Annotated in this window: 20 protein-coding genes and 2 pseudogenes; 8 read left to right on the top strand and 14 right to left on the bottom strand. The window is 41.9% G+C overall.

The features are described from left to right. Positions 1-291: 291 nt before the first annotated feature. Genes lpdA through NI461_RS12375 form a run of 4 tightly spaced genes read right to left on the bottom strand, consistent with a single transcriptional unit; the run spans position 292 to position 5,238 of the window. Entirely contained in the window at positions 292-1,692 is a 1,401-nt protein-coding gene (lpdA, locus tag NI461_RS12390; protein WP_174659863.1) for a dihydrolipoyl dehydrogenase, read from the bottom strand. An 11-nt stretch (positions 1,693-1,703) separates the two neighbouring features. Further along, positions 1,704-3,239: a 2-oxo acid dehydrogenase subunit E2 gene (locus tag NI461_RS12385; protein WP_174659862.1), complete on the bottom strand. Its 1,536-nt coding sequence runs from the start codon at positions 3,237-3,239 to the stop codon at positions 1,704-1,706. Between the two features lies 1 nt (position 3,240). Further along, a complete protein-coding gene (locus NI461_RS12380) occupies positions 3,241-4,260 on the bottom strand; it encodes an alpha-ketoacid dehydrogenase subunit beta (RefSeq protein ID WP_151206282.1) in 1,020 nt (339 codons plus the stop codon). Between the two features lie 15 nt (positions 4,261-4,275). Further along, a complete protein-coding gene (locus NI461_RS12375; RefSeq protein ID WP_174659861.1) occupies positions 4,276-5,238 on the bottom strand; it encodes a thiamine pyrophosphate-dependent dehydrogenase E1 component subunit alpha in 963 nt (320 codons plus the stop codon). A 342-nt stretch (positions 5,239-5,580) separates the two neighbouring features. On the opposite strand from NI461_RS12375, the gene lipA reads away from it, so the two are divergent. Next, positions 5,581-6,555, top strand: a complete 975-nt coding sequence (gene lipA, locus NI461_RS12370; RefSeq protein WP_174659860.1) for a lipoyl synthase — start codon at positions 5,581-5,583, stop codon at positions 6,553-6,555. Positions 6,556-6,789: 234 nt separating this feature from the next. Next, complete coding sequence (locus NI461_RS12365; RefSeq protein ID WP_174659859.1) at positions 6,790-7,881, top strand: transcriptional regulator; 1,092 nt, start codon at positions 6,790-6,792, stop codon at positions 7,879-7,881. Between the two features lie 368 nt (positions 7,882-8,249). On the opposite strand, the gene NI461_RS12360 is transcribed toward NI461_RS12365, so the two are convergent. From NI461_RS12360 to NI461_RS12350, 3 genes are all read right to left on the bottom strand, one after another. Further along, entirely contained in the window at positions 8,250-8,741 is a 492-nt protein-coding gene (locus NI461_RS12360; protein ID WP_151206285.1) for a flavin reductase family protein, read from the bottom strand. A 189-nt stretch (positions 8,742-8,930) separates the two neighbouring features. Beyond that, complete coding sequence (locus tag NI461_RS12355) at positions 8,931-9,959, bottom strand: methionine synthase (RefSeq protein ID WP_151206286.1); 1,029 nt, start codon at positions 9,957-9,959, stop codon at positions 8,931-8,933. Positions 9,960-10,004: 45 nt separating this feature from the next. Continuing rightward, entirely contained in the window at positions 10,005-10,982 is a 978-nt protein-coding gene (locus NI461_RS12350; RefSeq protein WP_174660578.1) for a DUF1852 domain-containing protein, read from the bottom strand. Positions 10,983-11,598: 616 nt separating this feature from the next. Between NI461_RS12350 and NI461_RS12345 the strand changes: the two genes are divergently transcribed. Next, a complete protein-coding gene (locus NI461_RS12345; RefSeq protein WP_253157430.1) occupies positions 11,599-12,771 on the top strand; it encodes an iron-containing alcohol dehydrogenase in 1,173 nt (390 codons plus the stop codon). Between the two features lie 314 nt (positions 12,772-13,085). On the opposite strand, the gene NI461_RS12340 is transcribed toward NI461_RS12345, so the two are convergent. Further along, the gene (locus NI461_RS12340; protein WP_174659858.1) at positions 13,086-14,267 is read right to left on the bottom strand and encodes a transcriptional regulator; all 1,182 of its coding nucleotides are present in this window, start codon (positions 14,265-14,267) and stop codon (positions 13,086-13,088) included. Between the two features lie 216 nt (positions 14,268-14,483). On the opposite strand from NI461_RS12340, the gene NI461_RS12335 reads away from it, so the two are divergent. Then, on the top strand, positions 14,484-15,995 hold the full coding sequence (locus NI461_RS12335; protein WP_174659857.1) for an aldehyde dehydrogenase family protein: 1,512 nt from the start codon (positions 14,484-14,486) through the stop codon (positions 15,993-15,995). A 183-nt stretch (positions 15,996-16,178) separates the two neighbouring features. On the opposite strand, the gene bioD is transcribed toward NI461_RS12335, so the two are convergent. From bioD to NI461_RS12310, 5 genes are all read right to left on the bottom strand, one after another. Beyond that, positions 16,179-16,835 (bottom strand): dethiobiotin synthase, encoded by a 657-nt coding sequence (gene bioD / locus NI461_RS12330; RefSeq protein ID WP_174659856.1) that lies wholly within the window; start codon positions 16,833-16,835, stop codon positions 16,179-16,181. Then, entirely contained in the window at positions 16,832-17,587 is a 756-nt protein-coding gene (bioC, locus tag NI461_RS12325) for a malonyl-ACP O-methyltransferase BioC (RefSeq protein ID WP_174659855.1), read from the bottom strand. Before bioC ends, bioD begins: the two co-directional genes overlap by 4 nt. Further along, the gene (locus NI461_RS12320) at positions 17,584-18,753 is read right to left on the bottom strand and encodes an 8-amino-7-oxononanoate synthase (protein ID WP_174659854.1); all 1,170 of its coding nucleotides are present in this window, start codon (positions 18,751-18,753) and stop codon (positions 17,584-17,586) included. Before NI461_RS12320 ends, bioC begins: the two co-directional genes overlap by 4 nt. After that, the gene (gene bioA / locus NI461_RS12315) at positions 18,740-20,029 is read right to left on the bottom strand and encodes an adenosylmethionine--8-amino-7-oxononanoate transaminase (RefSeq protein ID WP_174659853.1); all 1,290 of its coding nucleotides are present in this window, start codon (positions 20,027-20,029) and stop codon (positions 18,740-18,742) included. Before bioA ends, NI461_RS12320 begins: the two co-directional genes overlap by 14 nt. 73 nt (positions 20,030-20,102) lie before the next feature. Next, on the bottom strand, positions 20,103-20,831 hold the full coding sequence (locus NI461_RS12310) for an alpha/beta hydrolase (protein WP_174659852.1): 729 nt from the start codon (positions 20,829-20,831) through the stop codon (positions 20,103-20,105). A 162-nt stretch (positions 20,832-20,993) separates the two neighbouring features. Between NI461_RS12310 and NI461_RS12305 the strand changes: the two genes are divergently transcribed. Together NI461_RS12305 and NI461_RS12300 are read left to right on the top strand one after the other, a co-directional pair. Beyond that, positions 20,994-21,863 (top strand): SDR family oxidoreductase, encoded by an 870-nt coding sequence (locus tag NI461_RS12305; RefSeq protein WP_174659851.1) that lies wholly within the window; start codon positions 20,994-20,996, stop codon positions 21,861-21,863. Between the two features lie 318 nt (positions 21,864-22,181). Continuing rightward, positions 22,182-22,358: a hypothetical protein gene (locus NI461_RS12300; protein WP_161981114.1), complete on the top strand. Its 177-nt coding sequence runs from the start codon at positions 22,182-22,184 to the stop codon at positions 22,356-22,358. A gap of 266 nt (positions 22,359-22,624) precedes the next feature. Here NI461_RS12300 and NI461_RS12295 read toward each other — a convergent pair. After that, positions 22,625-23,101: pseudogene (locus tag NI461_RS12295) on the bottom strand (cyclohexanecarboxylate-CoA ligase); the annotation flags it as partial. A gap of 257 nt (positions 23,102-23,358) precedes the next feature. On the opposite strand from NI461_RS12295, the pseudogene NI461_RS12290 reads away from it, so the two are divergent. Both NI461_RS12290 and NI461_RS12285 read left to right on the top strand, forming a co-directional pair. Further along, positions 23,359-23,556: pseudogene (locus NI461_RS12290) on the top strand (IclR family transcriptional regulator); the annotation flags it as partial. A 200-nt stretch (positions 23,557-23,756) separates the two neighbouring features. Further along, positions 23,757-23,959 (top strand): NAD(P)-binding protein (locus NI461_RS12285; RefSeq protein ID WP_253157428.1); only part of this gene is annotated, 203 nt, incomplete at its 3' end.

Here is a 23,959-nt window from a genome sequence, read left to right as displayed (position 1 = left end):
TCTTTATAAAGCCATTCTCTCCAGCGAAGCACTTAATGAAGATAAAATGTCGCTCATATCGAATGTCGCATAACGTAATTTTATGTTAAATTGGGTGTCTAAGACTGTGGCCTACGCAACTATCTATAAAAGTTAATTTTGAAATTTTCAGCAGAAATTAAAGCTAAAAATGAAGTCGCCAAAAAGTAAAGCGAACTATGAAATAAAACCCTCCTTGGAGAGTTTTTATAGTTCGCTTTATAGGAATTAACTAATAATTCTAGGTTCACCTCCTAAGAATCTTGCGACTCCTTAAATATGGATTGCACGTTGCATCGCCGATAATACCGACTCATGCATCGCCTCAGACAAAGTCGGATGAGGGAAAATGACCTGTGCTAAGCTTTCATCTGTAGCTTCTAGGTATTTTGCGATGGCAAAACCTTGAATATGTTCGGTGACTTCATGTCCGACCATGTGAGCACCTAATAACTCACCCGTTTCCTGACTAAAAATGGTTTTAACAAATCCTGCACTATCGCCTAAAGCCAATGCCTTACCATTGGCTTGCAAAGGAAACTTACCAACATTGATACTCAAGCCTGCAGCTTTCGCTTTCTGTTCTGTTAAACCAATACTGGCCACTTGAGGATGGGTAAAGATACAGCCTGGAATTTGTGTACGATCTAAAGCATGTACATGACTTAGGCCTGCAATTTTCTCTACACAAAGAATGGCTTCATGACTGGCTTTGTGTGCCAAACACGGTGCACCAGCGACATCGCCAATTGCATAAACGCCCACAACATTGGTTTTACACCATGAGTCGACTTTAATAAAGCCATTCTCAAATTCAATCCCCAAAGCTTCTAGGCCAAGATTTTCAGCATTCGGTTTTACTCCAGTAGCCGAAAGTACCTTTTCAACGCTAATGATTTGCACACCTGTGGCAGTTTCAATATGGCAATGTACTTGAGCATGATCTGTTTCTATTTTCTTTACAGTCGCTTCGGTTAAAACCTGTATCCCCTGCTGTTCAAATTGCTTTTGTACATACTTCGCAACTTCAATATCTTCGCTAGGTAGAATCTGTTTTGCAATATCAACCAAGGTGACTTGGCAGCCTAAGTCTTGGTATAGGCTTGCGAACTCACTGCCTATAGCACCCGAACCAATGACCAGTAAAGACTTTGGTAATTGTTCTGGAACTAAAGCTTCTTTATAACTCCAGATTTGATCACCATCTACAGGAATATGAGGCAGATTAGCTGCACGTGCACCTGTTGCTACAATAATATGTGGTGCAGAAATCTGCTGTTTCTGACCATTTACATCTGTAAGTAGTAATTGTTCTTTGGCAATAAACTGGGCTGTCGCATTGAAAACAGTAATTTGATTCTTTTTCAATAATTGACCAATACCTTGTACCAGTTGTTCAGAAACCTGTCTGCTATGATGGACCAATTTTTGAATGTCAAAATCAACAGCGTTAAGAGTAAAGCCGAAATGCTCTGCGGATTTAAACTGCTGGGCAAGCGCAGCCCCGCTTAATAATGCCTTGGTTGGAATGCATCCCCAGTTAAGACACACCCCTCCTAAATGTTGTTTTTCAACGACTGCAGTTTTCAATCCCAGTTGTGCTGCACGAATCGCAGCGACATACCCTCCAGGACCAGCACCAATAACCACAAGATCAAACTGTGTATCTGACATGCCTTTTCCTCCTACACCAAAATTAATGCAGGATTTTCGACAAACTGCTTAAACACCGATAGGAATTGAGCACCCAATGCACCATCAATAATACGATGATCACATGACAATGTTGCTGTCACCATTTCACGAGCAACAATCTCATCATTTTCGACGATAGCACGTTTTTCGGCTGCACCGAGGGCCAGAATTGCACCTTGAGGTGGGTTAATAATGGCATCAAACTGTTGAATACCCAGCATTCCTAAATTGGAAATACTGAAACTGCCACCTTGAAATTCATCAGGTGCTAATTTTCCAGTCTTGGCACGTGTCGCCAGATCACGCATATCGTTGGAAATTTGCGCCAAAGATTTAAGGTTTGCTGCTTTAATAATTGGCGTGATCAGTCCGTTTTCGATAGCCACGGCAATCGAAATATCAGCCTGTTCAAACTGTAAGATCTGCTGATTTTCTTCATCAAATTGCACGTTGACCTGTGGAACTTTGATCAGCGCGGCGGCGGCAGCTTTAATCAGCATATCATTAATAGACAGCTTTACTTGTGGTACGGTACTGTTAATTTGCTGACGCAAAGCCTGAACCGACTCAACATTTAAGTCTATTGTTAAGCGAAAATGTGGTGCATTGCGTTTTGCCGCTTGTAGTCGTGAAGCGATTGCTTTGCGCATACCATTCATAGCAACGGTAGTGATTTTCGCTGGCTCTGCTGGATCAGCATGATCAGCATGTTGAGCTTGTACAGGATTTTCCCGCTGATAAACTGCTTCAACATCTTCTTTACAAACTCGTCCACGTGAACCAGATGCACGACAGTCATGCAAATTAATACCCCATTGTTTGGCTAAACGGCGGGCAACAGGGGTCGCTAGAACCTGACTGTCATCTGCTTTAGATTTGGCGGCTTTCGTACTGGCCTGATGACGTACATCTGGCCAAGCCCCGCCAGCGGCTTGGACTGCGGCCTGAATATCTTGAACACTAATACGCCCTTCACGTCCAGAACCAGCAATCTGAGCGAGGTTTACATTATGTTTTTCAGCCAATTTCAAGGCATGTGGCGTTGCAAAAATATCATCGCTTTGCTGATAGCCCTGTAACGCAGCAGGAATTATATATCCACCCTGAGCGACAATCTTTGATCCATTACCAACACTGTTCTGTTTAGGAGCAGCTTGTACTTTGGTTTCAACTTGAGCTACAGCTACTTTTTCAGGAACCGTTTCTACAGCTTTGTTTTCTGTTACAGCTGGTATTCCGCCTAAAGACTGTGCAAACTCTTCAACTTCTGCATCGGAAACTTCTGCATCTGCACAAATTGCAATGACTCCACCTACGATAAGTGTGTCACCATCTTTAGCAATAATTTTTCGTAGCAAGCCATCGAAAGGTGCTTCCAGAACATTGACGATTTTTGTGGTTTCAATTTCACAAATTTCCTGTCCTTTACTAAATTGAGTACCTTCCTGAATCAGCCATTGGGCAATCGTGCCCTCTTCCATGGACAAACCCCATTTTGGGATTTCTAAGGTTTTAATTTCGCTCATCCTAAGCCTCCAACGTCTTCCGTACAGCCTGTTCGATGCGTTCTACACTTGGTAGCCATTCTTTTTCTAGTACTGGTGAAAATGGTACGGGTGAGTGTGGTGGAGTGACTAACTCGATTGGTGCTTTAAGATAATGAAAGCCTTTCTGTGCAATGAGTGCAGCCACATCATGTCCGAAACCGCAACGCGCCGCCGATTCATCTACAATCACTACGCGACCTGTGGAAGCCACTGACTCTAAAATACCATCTTCGTCTAACGGAGAAATAGTTCGAGGGTCAACCACTTCAACCGAAATACCTTCTTTTGCCAGCTTGTCAGCAACTTCATTGGCGCGATGCACCATCAGGCTTAAGGCAATAATGGTAATATCAGTGCCTTCACGGGTGTAATTCGCAACGCCAAAAGGAATAGTGTAGGCCTCATCTGGTACTTCGCCCTTAAGGTCATACAATAACTTGTGTTCACAAAAGACCACTGGGTCATCATCTCGAATGGCTTGAATCAATAACCCTTTCACATCATAGGCACTAGAAGGTACCACCACCTTTAAACCCGGCACTGAGGCAAACACGTTATATGGCGACTGAGAATGTTGTGCTGCAGCGGAAAAACCTGCACCGATCATGCCACGTACGACGAGTGGTGCTTTGGCTTTGCCACCAAACATGTAGCGGAATTTAGCCGCTTGGTTATACAGCATGTCATAACATACGCCATAAAAATCCATAAACATTAAATCTGCCACAGGTCTTAAACCCGTTGCAGCAGCACCTGCCGCCATACCAATAATCGCCGATTCTGTAATCGGAGTATCAATGACTCTTTCAGAACCAAATTCAGTCCATAAACCTTTGGTTACACCCAGTACACCGCCAAAACCTTCCAGTTTATTGTCATCGGTATTTTTGCCACCATGCCCACCACGAACATCTTCACCGACCACAATAACACTTGGGTCTCGGCGCATTTCTAATTCAATTGCCTCTTTAATCGCATTTCGATAACTTTTATTTGGCATTTTTCTACTATTCCTTTAGTAAGAGACGTAAACATCAGTAAGCAACTGAGAGACTTCTGGATACATAGCTGCGCGTGCTTTTGCCACGGCGTCGTCTACATTGGCTTTAGACTGGGCATCAATCGCGTCCAGTTTAGTTTCGTCAATTTTACCTTTGACTTTTTCACGAAATATTTTCAATGGGTCTTTATATTCTTTGACATAATCCAGTTCTTCTTTGGAGCGGATAAGCCCTGGATCACCTTCAAAATGTCCATAAAAACGGTTGGTTATCGTTTCAATTACACTCGGACCTTCACCACGGCGGGCACGTTCAATTGCCTTTTGTGCAACCTCATACACAGCAAAAAAGTCTGTTCCATCTACCTTTTCAGCAGGTAAGCCAAAACCTGCCGCTCGACCTGCAATGTCTTTACTGCCTACGGCATAGTCGTGTGCAGTACCTTCACCAAAGCCGTTATTTTCAAAAACAAAGATGACAGGAAGCTTTAACACCACAGCCATATTAATTGCTTCAAAAGTTAAGCCCTGATTTGATCCGCCATCCCCCGTAAACGATAGACCAATACCACCATTCTTGAGGGTTTTGGCACTTAGAGCTGCACCAATTGCTAAAGGTGGGCCACCACCGACAATACCGTTTGCACCAAGCATGCCTTTATCTAAGTCCGCAATGTGCATTGAGCCGCCTTTACCACGACACAGACCATCATCTTTACCGAATATTTCTAGCATCATGGCGTGAATGTCACAGCCTTTAGCAATACAATGTCCGTGACCACGATGTGTTGAGGTAATGAAGTCCTTATCTGTTAAATTTTCACAGATTCCTACTGCCACCGCTTCCTCACCGCTATATAAGTGGATGAATCCTGGAATATCACCTGTATTATTTTCATCGTGAAGTCGGTCCTCAAATTCACGAATGTCGCGCATTCTTTTGTATGCTGCCAGCAATTGCTCTTCCGTTAATTGCATATATTTATTCCTTATTCCCTACGCTTAAAAGAAAATCCAAAATTGAATAATTGGATTTTTAAATCGTATATTTATATAAGAATATTTTTATTAAATTTCATATTAGACTAAAAAAATATAATGCATAAAAAGATAAGATAGATATTAAAAACATGAGCTTATAAATCTAAAAAAAATTGTAAATTTTCAATATTGTTCAATTACATATAAAAACAAACCTTTAGCCAACCTTTGTTTTGTATGATAAGTTTTTTGCCCTGTTTTAATATTATTAATGCTTTTAAAACAGCTTATTTAATATCAGAATTTATATTAATTATTTTAAACGATGGAGTGTTTGAAATGGATTTAAATAACACCAGATTAACTGGAAAGAAGCTGCGGGGCGCTGAAAAAATGGCGCGTATTCCAATTAAAGTTATTCCAACGAAAACGACACCGAAGAAGCCAGAATGGATTCGGGCTAAAATTAGTCAACCTGAGGAAGTCCAAATCATTAAGGATTTATTAAGGCAACAAAAACTACATACGGTTTGCGAAGAAGCGGCTTGTCCTAACTTGCCGCAATGTTTTGGCAGTGGGACCGCAACCTTCATGATTATGGGAGATATCTGTACTCGGCGCTGCCCATTTTGTGATGTCGCTCATGGTCGTCCTCATGCTTTAGATATTAATGAGCCAAAGCATTTGGCTGAAACGGTAAAGAATTTAAACTTAAAGTATGTCGTGATTACTTCGGTTGATCGGGACGACTTAAAAGATGGTGGCGCACAGCATTTTGCCGATTGCATTCGAGAAATTCGTCAAACCAGTCCAGAGACTTTAATTGAAATTTTAGTGCCTGATTTTCGTGGTCGTGCAGATATTGCCCTGAAGATTCTGAGTCAAAATCCACCCGATGTTTTTAATCATAATATTGAAACTGTTCCACGTTTGTATAAAGCCATGCGGCCAGGCTCTAACTATCAGCATTCATTGGATTTACTTAAGAAATTTAAACACTACTGCCCTGATATCCCAACCAAATGTGGTTTGATGGTCGGTTTGGGAGAAGTTGAAGCTGAGGTTATTGTGTTATTAAATGATTTGAAAGATTATCAAATTGACTATGTCACAATTGGCCAATACTTACAGCCATCCAAATCACATGCACCAATTCATCGTTTTGTTACATTGCAAGAGTTTAAACGGTATCAAACTCATGGAGAACACTTAAAGTTTAAGAATATTTGGAGTGCACCATTGGTTCGGTCGAGTTATTTTGCTGATCGTCAATATCATGGTGAGGCTGTACCTACTCCTTACATGCGTGAATGACTTTTTATCCTGTTTACGTTTATTAACATTTGAGATGGAAATAGTCATTTTCAGCCCATAAGAACACTTTTAAAGTAGCGCAAGGAGCTGGTAAAACCAAAAGATAGGATTTAACAAAGCAAAGATAAAACCATTTTAAATGTAAGCAAGAGGAAATAGCATAATTGACTATAAACTTCAAAACTCTTTTCTAGTATTTAAAAATATTACAGTCTGATCATAAGGGAATATGATATGAATCTGTGCAATACAACACCTGCAAAAAAGCTGCAAACAACCCATTTAATCAATCAGCATACTGTGCATGCCGCCCCTGTTTTGGCCTTACCTCCAGAAGATAGAACTTCTTTATTTCGCCGCTCTATCCAGCATAATTATGCTGACTTACTCAAAATAGCTAATGATTCAGATATGGCTATTGGTCTTACAGATCATCAAGGTACCCTCTTATGGACATGGAGTAGTTCGGCAATGCTTTCTTCTGCTGAACAGGCTCATTTTATTGAGGGTGGGCATTGGTCTACACAGGCTGTTGGGATCAATGCGATAGGTATGACTTTAAATAGCCAGATATCAAGTTGTGTCTATTCTCATGAGAACCAAATGGGCAGTGTTCGTGATTGGGTCTGTTATGCTGCACCGATCTGGGATCCGACATCAGGGCAATTTCATGGGATTATTAACCTTTCCACAAAATATAAAAAACATACTCCTTTGGGACTGCTTGCAGTTGAACGCTGTGCAGATTTAATACAACGAGCCATAAAATTTGAGCAGCAAAATTTTTTATACATTAAGGCGCTAGGCTCGCCTTGGGTTCAATTTAATGGGCAAACATTGAGTTTGAGTCACCGTCAAATTGAAATACTTTGCATTTTAGCTTTGCATCCCTATGGTATTGGTTTAGAAGAGTTACACTCTGCCCTTTATGGTGAGCGTAATGTCAGCCTAAAAACCCTAAAGGCTGAGCTTTCACAACTTCGTAGCCTATTACCTCATTCAATCGAGGCTCGTATTTATAGGCTTACCTGTGAAGTCCAATGTGATTTTTTACGTGCTGAACAATCATTAAATGCAAATCTTATTGCCAGCACATTCTCGCTATATAAAGGTAGCTTTTTATCTAAATCAGAAAGCCCTTTACTAAGTACTTGGCGACATTGTTTTGATGCCCGTTTAAGCCAGTTGATCTATCAAATAAAAGATATTGATCAGTTATTACGAATTATTGGGCAAACATATGATCGAATTGATGCAGTACAGCGCTTATTAGAGTTATTACCGCAGGACAGCACCCAGCGTAATTATTTTTCAAATCTGATTTAGATTCGATAAAGACAAGTAGGAGTAATTTAGGTTTATCGGTAGTAAATGCTATCGTTACAGCATAGTTGGATATAGTGAAGACCTATACTATGCCCTAATTTTTTTAGGTTGATAGACTAAAACTTAATTTTGTAAATTCCATCTCCTGAGTAGCTAAATATAAATTTTAACTTTCCTGGTGAACTAAACTTTTAGGTCAGCATGAATTAAATAGAATATCCGAGATATGCTACACAACATTATTTGTTGCCACAGCTCAGCCACGTGAATCTGCAACTCTATATTCACGTTGCTGAGTATTCCAAGTGACATAATATATACGTTACACTAAAGTTTAGTGCGCTTGTACATTCTAAAAACCTCACCATTTAAGCAACTACCTCCCCACCGACATGATGATAAGCACGATTGAAATAAACCAAGCTTTGATCATTTTGACTTTGTTGAATCGCGACAATACGACACATGAAAATAGTATGCGTTCCAACTTCTTGAATCTGATCGATTTCACAATCAAAACTAACCAGAGCATCTTCCAAAACAGGTGCACCCGTTTCTAATTCCAGCCAGGTTCCATGTTTAAACCGTTCTTCTGAACTCATTTTGGATGAAAAGACCTTGGAAATATGCTTATGTTGTGCGCCCAACACATTCACAGTTAAAATTTTATTTTCTATAAAGTGTGCATGAGACCTAGAGGCTTTATTCATGCAGACCAGCAAGCTTGGTGGTGTATCCGTGACACTACATACCGCAGATGCAGTAAATCCATGAGAACCAGATGCTCCTGCTGTAGTCACAATATTAACCGCACTTGTTAACAGAGACATGGCATTTCTAAAGTCAGTTGAGTCAATCATCACTTGTTCCAAAATTAAATCGGCGTTTTTCTTAAGATAGAGCTTTTTTGATACCACGGCGTCGGCAGATCAGCTGAATGTATTTGGGTTAACATGCTATTTCATCTGGATTGCGCTTATCGGTCTGACCAGAAATACCTGATCAAACCGAATTAGATCTTTCTTGACGCATCATGTAATCAATAAGAACTAAGCTGTTAGCTCTTTACGAACAATTTCCGCACCAGCATTTAAAGCATTCAACTTGCCTATTGCGACTTGGCGAGACAACGGCGCCATACCACAGTTGGTTGAAGGATAAAGCTTGTCAGCATCAACAAAATGAAGTGCTTTACATAAGGTCTCAGCAACTTCTTCTGGAGTTTCAATTCTATTGGTTGCTACATCAATTGCACCAATCATCACCTTTTTTCCGCGAATCAGCTCAATCAGATCCATCGGAACATGAGAATTCTGACATTCTAAAGACACGATATCGATCTTGGATTTTTGCAGTTTGGGAAAGACTGCCTCGTATTGTCGCCATTCTGAGCCTAAAGTCTTTTTCCAGTCGGTATTGGCTTTAATACCATAGCCATAGCAAATGTGTACGGCGGTTTCACACTTCAGGCCTTCAAGGGCTCTTTCCAGGGTAGCAACGCCCCAATCATTCACTTCATCAAAAAACACGTTAAATGCCGGTTCATCAAACTGGATAATATCAACACCGGCAGCTTCTAATTCTCTTGCTTCCTGATTAAGAATTTTGGCAAATTCCCAGGCAAGTTTTTCACGGCTTTTGTAGTGACCATCATAGAGGGTGTCAATCATGGTCATTGGCCCAGGCAATGCCCATTTAATTGGCCGACTGGTCAGAGAGCGTAAAAATTTAGCATCTTCCACAAAAACCGGTTTTTGACGAGATACTGCTCCTACCACTGAAGGTACACTTGCATCATAGCGATTACGGATTCGGACTGTCTCACGCTTTTCAAAGTCAACGCCGTCGAGGTGTTCGATAAAGGTAGTGACAAAATGTTGGCGAGTTTGTTCACCATCGCTCACAATATCAAGACCTGCATGGACTTGTTCTAGTAATGATAAACGTAAGGCATCTTGTTTGCCTTCAATCAGTTGATCTTCCTGTAGTTTCCACGGTGACCAGAGTTTTTCCGGTTCTGCCAGCCAGGAAGGTTTTGGCAAACTGCCAGCCGTTGAGGTCGGTAATAGACGTTTCATCATCAATCTTCTTTTATCGTTTAGTGAATCAAGTAGTGAGTGGTTTTAAGCCGAGTAGCTTTTTGCCCATTGTTCAAGGATATTCTGATAAGGCTTGATGAACTGCTCTTCCGTAAATCGGCCCTGCTTCAGCGCTAACTGGCTACGCTCCTCGCGGTCATAGACAATCTGCGTGAGTGAATAATCCTGATATTTCAAACTTGGCTGATAACATTTCCCTGCCACAGAATTGGCATTGTAAATTTCAGGTCGGTAAATTTTCTGGAAGGTTTCCATTGTACTAATGGCACTAATCAACTCCAGATTCGTGTAATCACTCAGTAAATCTCCACTAAAATAAAAAGCCAAAGGCGCCACGCTGTTGGATGGCATAAAGTAGCGAACCTCTAAGCCCATTTTTTTGAAATATTCATCGGTTAATGAATATTCATCTTGCTGGTATTCCACACCTAATACAGGATGCTGGTTTTCAGTCCGCTGATAGGTCTTGCTACTTGAGACACTGAGACATATCACCGGTGCTTTATTAAACTTTGCTTTATAGGCCTCAGAGTTGACCAAATATTTAAACAGCTTGCCATGTAATTCGCCAAAATGATCTGGAGTACTGCGTGTCGACTGCTTCTTGCTATGTTCTAATAGCAATACGCTAAAGTCATAATCCCGTACATAAGAGGAAAAGCTGTTTCCAACCATGCCATCAATGCGCTGGTTCTTGTGATGATCAATAATGGTCGTCTTCAACATTTCAATGACTGGGAACGCCTTCCCCTTGCCTTCAATATCCATATCCGCAGAAATGATTTCAACTTCAACTGAATAACGATCTGCCTGAGGATTATCCCAATGAGCCAAGTCATTGAAACGATTGTTGATCATCGCCAGGGTTTTACGCAGGTTCTCCTGACGACTCTCTCCTCTTGCCAGATTTGCAAAGTTAGTGGTAAGACGCGTACTGTCTGAAGGATGATAATTTTCATCAAAACGAATGCTTTTAATCGAACATGCAAACTCTTTATTAATGATGATCCGGTGCCCTAATTTCTAAGATAAATCTGAATTTCTTGATAAGGTAATTTATACTTGAATCGTATCATGAATAAACAGGTCTAGATAAATTTGTTTATTTTTCAGCTTAATAAATATATAAAAATGATAAAATACAATAGCTAATGTCAAATAAAGTTAAAGGAAAGTTTAAAAACCGGTTTAGAGAAATGAATTTTTATAGCTCTAAATTGAATGCTGTATCGGACTTAAACATGTCTCTTTAGAATATTTATATTCTGTTTCTGAGTAGTGTTCCTAAAGATCTTGTCTCACTCACAAAATCACCAAAAATGAATATAGCTCATCTTTAAGTTAAAAAATATCAGGATACTCATCTTGTTGCCTTTATCAAAATCGCTCGAATAAGAGTGAGACATGTCCTGTCCTCCTTCTACTCTATACATCTATTGTTAAATCGTAAGGTCCTCGATGTAAGGGAACGGCTAAATCCCATTCAGATTTTAGATAAAAATCAACATGTTATTAAAATGGTAGGTGTTTGGTAGGTGGGATTCTTCCGGACTTGACTGCATACTTCATCGACGATGAAAAATGTCAACAATTGAATAATGGTAAAAGGAGTTGCCCCATGGCTTTTAAAAATCTTGCAGATAAAACCAATGGTTTTTACATTCCCTGTGTTTCACTTTTTGGTCCTGGCTGTGCCAAAGAAGTAGGAAGCAGAGCACAAAATTTAGGCGCAAAGAAAGCCCTGATTGTGACAGATGCCGGTCTGTTTAAATTTGGTGTTGCCGATACGATTGCTGCTTATTTAAAAGAAGCTAACGTCGACTGTCATATTTTCCCGGGTGCAGAACCGAACCCTACTGATATTAACGTACATAAAGGGGTGCAAGCCTATCACGAGAATGCTTGTGATTTTATTGTGTCTTTAGGTGGCGGTTCATCACATGACTGTGCCAAAGGTATCGGGCTGGTGACTGCGGGCGGCGGCCATATCCGTGATTATGAGGGTATTGATAAAAGCACAGTGCATATGACACCGCTGATTGCGATCAATACTACAGCCGGTACTGCCTCTGAAATGACACGTTTCTGTATTATTACCAATACAGAGACTCATGTGAAAATGGCTATTGTCGATTGGCGCTGTACTCCGCTAATTGCGATTGATGACCCGAAGCTGATGATTGCCAAACCGGCCAGCTTAACTGCTGCTACCGGAATGGATGCCTTGACTCATGCAGTTGAAGCGTATGTTTCTACTGACGCCAACCCTATTACCGACGCCTGTGCAGAAAAAGCTATCAGCATGATTAGCCAATGGCTCAGCCCTGCGGTTGCCAATGGTGAAAACCTGGAAGCGCGTGATGCTATGAGCTATGCACAATATCTGGCAGGAATGGCTTTTAACAACGCTTCGCTAGGTTATGTACATGCGATGGCACATCAGCTTGGCGGTTTCTATAACTTGCCGCATGGCGTATGTAATGCAATCTTACTTCCACATGTATGTGAATTTAACCTGATTGCCTGCCCTGACCGTTATGCCAAAATTGCACAGTTAATGGGCGTGAATATTGAAGGCTTGACCGTCAATGAAGCCGCTTATGAAGCGATCGATGCGATTCGTCAACTTTCAGCTTCAATTGGTATTCCAACTGGTCTAGCTGAATTATCTGTGAAGGAAGCTGATCTGGCAATTATGGCTGAAAATGCGCAAAAAGATGCCTGTATGCTGACCAATCCACGTAAAGCAACCCATGCGCAAGTGGTAGAAATTTTTAAAGCTGCAATGTAATCCTCAATGTAAGCCCTCTCTCCCATTTAGTTATTGGCTTACATTTTTAGCAACTGCTGTTTAACGTATTTTTTAGAAAATAGGTTAGACGGTAGTTGCTTTTTTTTACTCTTACAATTGGGGGGAATTCTGGTTCGTCAGCAGGATAAGGGAGAAAGTCTTAATAAATGAATATAAGACTGTCCGACGGCGCCCTCAAGGCACTATAGCAACCTGATCCATAAGATTCAGAAGATAAACCAGCCATTTAAAAAACTTTAATGATCGGCCGTGTATGCAAATGCAAAGCTTGATCAATTCAGCCTATCGCCGTCTTAACTATCTTTATATTTTAATAGGGTTTGATATACGGGATTCGTTTTCGGCATCAGCTCAATCAAACGTTCGACAGCATCAATCGCCTCGGGGAAGCGCGCTACATGTTTCAGTAATACATCGGTTTCATTGGCTTTAAAAATGGCATCACTTAAGCGAGATTCCAGACAATCGCGCCATGCACATAAAAAAGGACTTTCTGTTTTAGCCAAAAACACCCCGCTACACAGTTTTAAGGCAGAATCGATATACCCTGCATCTAAAGCCTGCTCTGTCAGCAAAAAGTCAGCCTCGACATGGGCCAATAAACGGTACGGCCTTGAACCCAGCATTCCCCCAAGCACATCACGTAATTGTGACATTTCCGCCTTTAATGTGCCCATACTGACTTTACGCTCACCATATAAAGCCTGGTGCAGACTGTCCAGACTTAGACCTTGTGGACATAAAGCCAGAATGGTCAGGATTTCAATCTGGCGTGGAGTCAGCACCAAAACCTTACCATTGAACAGTACTTGCGGCACAGAAAAAGCACGAATATAGAGTTGCTGCTTTTGATGTTCCAGTAAAGCAGACTGAATAATGGAAGCACAGCGTTCCGCAGCCAGCAGTCCCAGACTATTATGCTGTTGCCAGGTGGTCGAAAGGTCGATTACCCCCAAAAGCTGTTGTGAATGCGGATCAACAATCGGAGCAGCATAACAAACCCAGTCGTGGATAGACGACATATAATGTTCATTGGAAAACACACAGCTCGATTGCTGAGTTTTTAATGACAGTGCTAAAGCATTTGTCCCCACCAGTTCTTCACGCCATTGCCCACCTTCGATAAAATGTACACTTTCGGCGGCACTTTTCATTTGCGGGCTAGAGGCTGACCAAATGATGGTACTGCCCATATCTGCAACTGCCAGTACCATGGAAGACTGTTCAGCAATATGCTTTAAATCCTGCGCACAATATTGCAAGGCATTTGCCAAAGTGGAAGAGTAAGTTTCTTTTTGCAAATGGATTAAAGGCGCCGCAGAACGATCTTTTGGTATTGCAGCAGAAGATGAGCGCTGCCAGGAGCTGGCAATACTTTGCCCCAGTTGCTCTGCATGTAATGCCGACCAACTACTACTCGCTCTAAACTGTTCGATTTTCTGTCGTCTCTGGCTCAGATCTTGCTTTATCTCCATTCCATACTCTCACAAAAAAAGCCATGATTTACATCCACTGTAATGACTATATAACTATCTTTTAAGATCAAGTGAAAAAATTGTAAACCTTCTTGTCTCCAACCTTTCTCCAACCTTATTCCATGTATGCTAAGTCGAATAGTGTACCAGAGTCCCTGATACCAAAACTGTAATTACAGATTTTTACAACACTAAAATAAGTCAAGGAACACCTATATGCGTTATGTCGATCCTAATCAACCCGGTTCAAAAGTTCAGTTTAAAGCCCAATATGAGAACTTCATTGGCGGACAATGGGTACCACCTGTAAAAGGTCAATACTTTGATAACATTTCTCCAGTAGATGGTAAGGTATTTACCAAAATTCCACGTTCAAGCGCTGAAGATATTGAGCTTGCACTGGATGCGGCACATAAGGCCAAAGATCAATGGGGCCGCTCTTCTCCAACAACTCGCTCTAACATTTTATTAAAAATTGCTGACCGGTTAGAAGCCAATTTAGAGCTTTTGGCTGTGGCTGAAACCTGGGATAACGGTAAACCGATTCGCGAAACACTGGCTGCCGATATTCCTTTGGCCGTTGACCATTTCCGCTATTTTGCCAGCTGTATCCGTGCTCAAGAAGGCGGTATTTCAGAGATTGATGAAGATACTATCGCTTACCACTTCCATGAGCCTTTAGGGGTCGTTGGACAGATTATCCCGTGGAACTTCCCGATTTTAATGGCCACATGGAAACTGGCGCCGGCGTTGGCGGCGGGTAACTGTATTGTATTGAAACCTGCCGAACAAACCCCTGCCAGCATTCTGGTTCTGGTTGAATTGATCCAAGACCTGTTACCTGAAGGTGTACTTAACATAGTCAACGGTTATGGTGTAGAAGTGGGTCGCCCGCTTGCAACCAACCCGCGTATTTCCAAAATTGCATTTACTGGTTCAACAGGGGTTGGCCAGATGATTATGCAATATGCGACCGAAAATATTATTCCAGTTACGCTGGAGCTGGGCGGTAAATCTCCAAACCTCTTCTTTGAAGACATTATGGATCAGGAAGATGACTATTTAGACAAAGCCCTTGAAGGCTTTACCATGTTTGCCCTGAATCAGGGAGAAATTTGTACCTGTCCATCACGTGCCCTGGTTCAGGAAAGTATTGCGGACAAATTCCTGGAACGAGCAATCGAACGAGTAAAACGTATTAAAACCGGTCACCCGCTAGATACCGAAACCATGATTGGTGCGCAGGCCTCTCAGGAACAGCAAGATAAAATTCTGGGCTGTATTGCAACTGGTCGTGAAGAAGGTGCCGAAATCTTAACCGGTGGTGCAGAACGCCATGAGGTTGGTCAAGGTTTTTATATTGAGCCGACTATTTTCAAAGGTACCAATGACATGAAAACCTTCCAGGAAGAGATTTTTGGACCGGTACTTGCTGTCACCACCTTTAAAGATTTTGATGATGCAATCCGCATTGCCAACGACACTATTTATGGTCTAGGTGCCGGTGTCTGGTCACGTTCAGCGCATACCTCTTACCGTGCGGGTCGTGCGATTCAGGCGGGTCGTGTATGGACCAACTGTTATCATATCTACCCTGCTCATGCTGCCTTCGGTGGTTATAAAAAATCAGGGATTGGACGTGAAAACCATAAAATGATGCTTGAGCATTACCAGCAAACCAAAAACCTGTTGGTGAGCTATTCAACTAAACCAGCCGGTTTCTTTTAATTCCTTTTAAAGTGAGTATTTAATTCATCATTAAATATTGGCTTTGAGCGAAGGCCCAATCAAAGATTGGGCCTTCGCTGTTGTAAGAGGCTTTACTAACCTTTCTCTTTGATTTGCGTTAATCCATTGCGTATAACCGACCTTAATGAAAATTCCCCGATGTTTTATTTCTTTTATCTCTCTTTAATCCTGTTCTAGATCCATAGCCGGAATATCCAGCCATTCAGTATCAGTAAAATCTCGTTGCAAATACTGTTTTAAATAGCGAATCGTATCTTTAGCGATCAGTTCATCCTGTGAATTGTCCGTATGATTAAAGGCCAAGGCATGCAGCTTGACTTGGCGCTGCTTGAGCAGTTCCAGACTGAGTAAGGTGTGATTAATACTGCCCAAACGTCCAGAAGTCACCAGAATAACCGGGTATTGCTGTGCCACTATATAATCAATTGTCAACCAGTCTTCGGTCAGTGGAACCATCAAACCACCCGCACCTTCAATCAGAACCCGCTCATAATGTTGGGCCAGCTGTTGGGTAGCCTGCTCAATTTTCCCAAAATCAATTTCACGCTTGTCTAATCTGGCAGCCAGATGGGGTGAGGCCGGATAAGTGAAAATTTCTGGCATAGTCAGCTTTTGCAGATCTTCACTGAGCAGTCCGCAGCCCATAATTTCTCGGTGCTGTTCAATATCTTCAGAAACGTCAGTATTACCGGTCTGAATCAGCTTTTGCGTGATGGTGCGGATGCCCTGCTCGTTCCAGTGTTTGGCCAGAAAACCTGTGGCGAAGGTTTTACCAATAGCGGTATCAATACCACTGACAAAATAAATCTGCGCGTTCATATCACCTTCCGGGCAATCACATAAATAGGATGATAAGTTAAGCCATAATGCTGCGTATCGGGATGTTGAAATTGTTGATAATTTTGATAAAAGGCCTGCAGTGAAGACTTGGTCCAGCGAAAACCCTGTGCTGTCGCTTGTACTCCGGTGGCCTTGATATGCTGTAACACCTGCTTGGGATGTTCAAAGTCTAAAGTCATTCGCTCTTCATGCTGTGCAATCACTTCAAAACCCTGTGATTCAAGCATTCTCACGACTTGATCCAAACTTAAATAATCCAGCCCTTGCCCGGTTAAAGCTTTAATTTCTTTTAAATTGTCTTGGGCATAACTGGAAAAACATACATGGCCTGAGGCCTTTAAAGCCTGATGAACTTTCTTCAACAGTGCTGCTAAATCCTTAATCCATTGCAGTGACGAGGAAGATACCACCAGATCCAGCGACTGCGGCAACGGCAACGTTTCAATATTACCCAAGCCCCATAAAAGACGATCATCCTCCTGAAAATGCTGCTGTACTTCGGCATACAGGTCATTCAAAAAAAGATGTTCAAAACCATAGGACTGCATAAAGCGTTGGCTAAACAGGCCTGAACCGCAACCAATTTCCAGGACGCGCTGAAAATCCGGCTGGCTCACATGCTGTTGTAACAGCTGTATCAGCTCGGCAGCCACTGCATTCTGGACCACGGCGTGCTGTTTATAACTTAAATGTGCCTGGGCAAAACGTCGGGCAATCTGTTCACTTTTCATCGAGACAAGCTTCCCAATAAGGTCAGACAGTGATTCAAATCTTCTTGTTCTACCTGCCGGTGCAGGCAGATTCTTAGTCTTGAAGTGTTGACCGGGACAGTTGGCGGGCGCACCGGCAAGATATAAAAGCCGTTTTTTTGCATCATCTGGGCGGCCTGAACAGTTTGACCGGATTCACCAATCATCACCGGAATAATCTGTGAACTCGAAGGACAGGCAAAGCCTAGTGCCTGAATGCCCTGCTGAAACTGTGCAGCCAGTTCGGCCAGATATTGCCGCTCTGCCCGCAGTTGCTGCATTTTCTGGAAAATAAAACGCGTCCATGCCATACAGAGTGGAGGTTGCGCGGTACTAAAAATTAGCGGACGCATTGTATTGATTAAATAGTTGCGAATTACCGGATGACAGACCAGATAACCGCCGACAGAAGCCAGTGCTTTGCCAAAAGTACCCACCAGCAAATCAATCTGATCCAGCACCTGATACTGCTCGGCGCAGCCAAGCCCCCGCTCACCACGTACGCCGATCGCATGTGCTTCATCTACATACAGCATGACCTTGTCACACTGCTGCTTTAAGGCCACTAATGCTTTTAAATCCGTTTCATCGCCATCCATACTAAAAATAGATTCAGTGACCACAATAATGCGGTCAATTGCTGCATCGAGTTGGTACCTTTCTAACAACTGCTGTAAATGGCAGAGATCATTGTGCCGGTAACGGACATACTGCGCCTTGGAAAGGCGTATGCCATCAATGATGCTAGCATGCACCAGCTTATCGGCAATGATCATGGTTTTTGCATTGGCGAGCGCCGGCAAAATTCCGATATTCATATGATAACCGCTATTGAACAGCAATACCGAGCGGCCAAATGCTTGCGCCATCGTGTCTTCAAGCTGTTCAAATGCTGCAAAATTACCGGTGAGCAAACGTGATGAACTGGCACTCATCTGGCGTTCCGACAGAGGTATCAGGTCAAAAAACTCTTCACGTAAGCGAAGATCTGAAGCCAGTCCCAGATAATCATTAGAAGCCAGGTTCAGCATCTCGATTCCATTCATTTGTAGCCGAGGCTGGCTTGAAATATTGGCCTTAAACTGACGGTATTGACCCTGCTGTTTCAGCTCATCCAGTTGCTGCTGAAAATAGTCAAGATGGTGCATGGGCTAACTCCATCTCTTGAACCATCTCAACCATCTGCTTTAACAGGGTCTCAAGTTGAGCATCAGAAATTACATAAGGAGGCATGACATAGACCAGGCGACCAAAAGGACGAATCCACACCCCACGGCGTACACATTCAGCCTGAAAGTGAGCCTGATCTACAGGCTGGTGCAACTCGACCACACCGATGGCGCCCAGAACGCGAACTGCTTTGACTTGCGGCAAAGTGTTCAAAACCTGTAAATGTTTTTTGAGCAGGACTTCAATGGCCTGAATACGACTTTGCCAGTCCTGGGCAAGTAATAGCTGGGTACTTTTTAAAGCAACGGCGCAAGCCAAAGGATTGGCCATAAATGTCGGGCCATGCATAAACACACCTGCTTCACCATCGGAGATCGTGTCTGCAATATGCTTTGTGGTCAGGGTCGCAGAGAGCGTCATATACCCCCCCGTCAGTGCTTTGCCGATACACATAATATCGGGGCTCACTTGAGCATGTTCATAGGCAAAGAGTTTTCCAGTACGGCCAAAACCGGTTGCGATTTCATCCAGAATCAGCAGGACATCATATTGTTCACAGAGTCGTTTGGCCTGTGTTAAATATTCAGGATGATAGAAACGCATTCCACCTGCGCCTTGTACAATCGGCTCAATGATCAGGGCCGCAATCTGCTGATGCTTTTCTTTTAGGACCTGTTCTAGCTGTTGAATATCTGCCACATGCCATTCTCCTTCAAAAGTACTTTGCGGCGCAGGCACAAAAAAACGTTGGGCTAGACTGGAACCAAAAATCTGATGCATGCCCGTCACCGGATCACATACCGACATGGCATTCCAGGTATCGCCATGATAACCGGAACGGGTCGTAACAAAATTGGTTTTCTGAGGCTGCTGTCTTGCATGCCAGTATTGCACGGCCATTTTCAAAGCCACTTCAACGGCCACTGAGCCAGAATCGGCAAAGAAAATTTTATCCAGCTCAGGAGCGGTAATTTCAAGGAGCAGTTTGGCCAGGTCGATTGCTGGCTGATGGGTCAAGCCGCCAAACATGATGTGCGACATCGATTCCAGTTGGGTTTTGACAGCCTGATTTAATTCCGGATGATTGTAGCCATGAATCGTACACCACCAAGAAGACATTCCATCAATCAGTTGAGATCCATCCTCCAGTTCAATCACTGCCCCCTGTGCCGCCTTGACTTTATAACAGGGAAGTGGATTAGTCATGGAGGTATAAGGATGCCAAATATGCTGTTGATCGAAAGCGTCCTGCACAGAATTCAACCCTAATAATAAAGATGACTTTGATCTTAACGTTTTAAAATTGAAATGAAAATGTCATTATCTGCTATTTGGCTTTAGCTGCTACTGTATCGGTTAAAAATATTAAAACTGGTTCGATTAACAATTTTGTATCGAACAGGATGGCATCATGTGCAGCATCAATACTTACCAAGTTCAGGTTACATGCTGCTAATAGCTCGCTTTCCTGGCTAAGTTGGTAGGGAACCAGCATATCGTTTCTGGAAAATACAAAAAGCATCTTGCCTGGATAAGACTTGAAGATATTGACCAAATTTAATTGTTCAAGAAGATAGAGATGGCGGGCTTGATAGATTAAATCAATATTTAGAATCTGTTGTTGAAGATATTTTGCCCTTTCTCGAGGTGCTGATGAACCAAGAGTCACTAATGCACAGAAGCGCTGCATTGCCTGTAGAGGATTTTTTAAAACAGACTTTTGAAACTGTTGATATTGCATATAGGGCATGGCTTGAGGCCAAAGATCATTTGCCACAAAACAGGGGTTCGACATACAGCAGATGACAGGTTTAACAAGCTGTGTTTTTTGATAAATTGCATGCACAAGCAATAAAGCAAGTTGCCCGCCCAATGACCAGCCGATTAAAACATCAAAAGATTGGGCCTGTTCTACTCTGGCAGCACGAACTGAAAGGTCATTGGGATCAAAGATGTCCCAGATTTCAACCTGATATTGCTGTTGTCTTAGCAAGTCCGCAAATGGCTGGAGAACTGAAATGCCTAGTCCCCAACCTGTAATTAAAAGAATCTTCATCCAGCCTGTTCCAGCAAAAATCATTCATAATGTCAATCTGAATGAAAAATTGATAAATCACGAATACATTATGTTATGAAATGTGAGGTGTTGACTCATTTTTTTCAAATTCTCCTAATATATTTTTTCTTATAGGACGACCTCATTGGAATTGGAGAAGAGATGAATCATTATCCTGAAACCCCAGCTTCAACTGAAACGCAAGAACATCAACCGGGTATCCAAAGCAGAATGAATCCTCTCCCGGAAGTCATCAAATCAAATTATAAAGGCAGTGATAAATTAAAAGATAAGGTGGCACTGATCACAGGCGGCGATAGTGGCATTGGACGCTCCGTTTCTGTTTTATTTGCCCGTGAAGGTGCTGATATTGTCATCTGCTATCTGGATGAAGATCAGGATGCACAAGAGACTAAAAAAATGGTTGAAAATGAAGGCAGACGCTGCCTCCTGATTCAATGCGATTTGCAGCAACCTGAAACCATCCGGAAAATGGTCGAGCAAGCCCTTCAGGAATTTAAAACTATTAATATTTTGGTGAATAATGCCGGCGTTCAATATCCACAGGAGAGTATTACGGATATTTCCTCTGAGCAACTATTAAAAACGTTTAATGTCAATATTCTGTCAATGTTCCATTTGACTCAGGCGGTACTGCCGCATATGCATGAAGGTGACAGCATTATTAACACCACCAGTATTACCAGCTATCACGGTCATGACCTGCTGATCGACTATGCCAGCACTAAAGGGGCCATTACCTCCTTTACGCGAAGCTTATCTACCAATTTATTGAAAAACAAAACGGGAATCCGGGTCAATGGTGTAGCGCCCGGCCCGATCTGGACACCCTTGATCCCGAGCAGTTTTGATGCAGAACAGCTGGAAGAATTTGGTAAACAGACCCCCATGGGCCGCATGGGACAGCCGAGTGAAGTCGCACCTGCCTATTTATTTCTGGCCAGTGAAGAAGCCAGTTATATCTCAGGTCAGGTCATTCATGTGAATGGTGGCAGCATTATTAATGGTTAATCAGATCTGAAGATAACGCATCCTTGTGGATGCTTATCTTCATTTTTGAGAATTTCTAGTTTTCAAAAAATATTTCTACTAATCTATAAGGATTATAAAAATATTTAATACAATCAATTTATTAAGTTGAATAATAGCCCTAAATGGCGTGTATTATATGTGCTTTGAAATACATTAAAAATATGAGGCGGCTTTTGATTTTTTATCAAGTTTGGCAGATTCCAAAATAATTTAAACAAATTCTGACAGATACTTACCCTTTCCCACCTAAGCGCTTGTTATAGTATTTTTCACTGCAAATCTGATGAGGATAGTGAGATGCCTAGAGGTGATAAATCTGCTTATACAGATAAACAAAAGCGACAGGCCAAGCATATTGAAGACAGTGAAAAAGAACGCGGCCGATCTGAAGAGGAGGCTGAACGGATTGCCTGGTCAACAGTCAATAAACAAGATGGCGGAGGCAAGAAAAAGAAAAGTTCAGATCAAAACTAAGCTTATTTAAAAGCCCCTTCATAAATGGACATCGTTCACAAAAAAGCTGGACAGTATTTCAAGGCAGATGCAAAGTACTAGCAGATAAAATCAGGTATCTTCTGCTGCGACTATAGAGGTTGGAGTTAGCCTAATAAAATTGTAACTCGTCCAAAAATTAAGCTTGGGATTTTTGTTCCCCCCATTGCCGTTTTTATCTAAGATGAAAATAAACCCTGAATAATATTGTATTGTTCAGGGTTTTTCTCATTTAATTATTCCATTTTTTAATTCATTGCAATTGCTGCTGATGCTATAGATTGGGCCAAGAGTTCTCTGAGTTTAAATTTCTGGATTTTCCCCGATGGCGTCATTGGAATTTCATCCCATATCTCCAAACGTTCCGGAACATATTGCATGGCCAGATTATGGGTTTTCAGGAAATCTACCAGCTCATTAAAACTTAACGGCTGTGTTGGATCTTTCAGCTTGATGATTGCACAGGCACGCTCACCCATTCGTTCATCTGCATAAGCCACTAAAGCTACTATTGCAATATTCGGATGTTTATAGAGCAATGATTCAATTTCTGCGACCGGAATATTTTCTCCGCCACGGATAATCACATCCTTCTTACGGCCACAAATCCGGATATAGCCCTGCTGGTCCTGATAGGCAATATCGCCAGTATCAAACCAGCCTTCGGCGTCCGTATCATTTAAATGGGGGCGTTTGAGATAACCGCCAAAATTTGAATATGCCCTAAATTAAAACCAACTAAATGATCATAAAAAAATATTTTCCTGTGTTAAAAAGGATATTCTTAATTTGCTGATTAGTTGTATTTTTATTTCATTCAAAGTAGTGCTTATCCAATGCTGAACGAATGGAATAATAGAATGCTCACAAGGATCGTGAAAAACAGGAGTATTTTTCTCTACTACAGTATTATAGAGAGGCACAAAACTGCGCTTAATCTTATTTTTTAATCCTGATATTTAGATTCAAACAGATGATTTTATATTGTCTTTCTATCGGTGACTGGACCAAAGATGTGAATTCTGTCGCGGTTCCTCTGATTCACCCTAAACATGGCATTTTAACCTTTAACTGTGGTGCTCCAAGCTACATTCTGGATCAGGAAAAGCTGGAAAATGAAATTGGCCCTCGCCTCATTCATATGGTCAATAATATTGCGTTAAGCTTGAATAATATTTGAGTTATTGGGTCTGAAATAGAGAATGATACCCCCTCATTCTCTATTTTGTTACAGATCTAACCGCTATTTTTTAATCATGGAATCTGTTCTGTGGAAGCGGCTTGATTCACTTCTTTGCTTTATAAAATAAAGCTTTACTAAATTATAGTCTGAACAGTGTGCAAGCATCATTATCGTATAACAACCTTAGGTTTTAGATTATGGAAGATATTACTCGAGAGTCGATGGAGTTTGACGTAGTCATCGTAGGTGCAGGCCCTGCGGGTCTTTCTGCGGCAATTAAAATCCGTCAACTTGCAATTGAAAACAACTTGAACGATCTGTCCGTTTGTGTCGTAGAGAAAGGCTCCGAAGTCGGTGCCCACATCCTGTCCGGTGCAATTATCGAACCTCGTGCCATCAA

Origin of the sequence: Acinetobacter sp. S4400-12 (genome assembly GCF_024129495.1) — a bacterium.
GTDB classification, from domain to species: domain Bacteria; phylum Pseudomonadota; class Gammaproteobacteria; order Pseudomonadales; family Moraxellaceae; genus Acinetobacter; species Acinetobacter lwoffii_C.
The sequence above is the reverse complement of the archived record's forward strand: the minus strand, read 5'-3'. Positions and strand labels throughout refer to the sequence as shown.